This is a genomic window from Neisseria sp. HMSC064E01 (genome assembly GCF_001808875.1).
Lineage (GTDB): Bacteria > Pseudomonadota > Gammaproteobacteria > Burkholderiales > Neisseriaceae > Neisseria > Neisseria sicca_A.
Genome location: NZ_KV794952.1, coordinates 1 through 209, shown reverse-complemented (window position 1 = coordinate 209; position 209 = coordinate 1). Strand labels below are relative to the sequence as shown.

The following is a 209-nucleotide window of genomic DNA, read 5'->3' as shown; positions in this document are numbered from 1 at the left end:
AGCAGCGTTTCCTACACCGCCCCAACCAACGTCGAAAACCTGACGCTGACAGGCTACGACAACAACTACGGTTTCGGCAACAACTCAAATAACACCCTGACAGGCAACAGCGGTAACAACCGCTTAAGCGGTGGGCGCGGAAATGACACGCTCTACGGCATGGACGGTAACGACCTACTGATGGGCGGCGATGATCGCGACTATCTTTA

The 209-nt window shown here is 54.5% G+C and carries 1 pseudogene; it reads left to right on the top strand.

Annotation, left to right across the window (positions count from 1 at the left end):
• Positions 1–209, top strand: a pseudogene (locus tag HMPREF2572_RS09560) (calcium-binding protein); the annotation flags it as partial.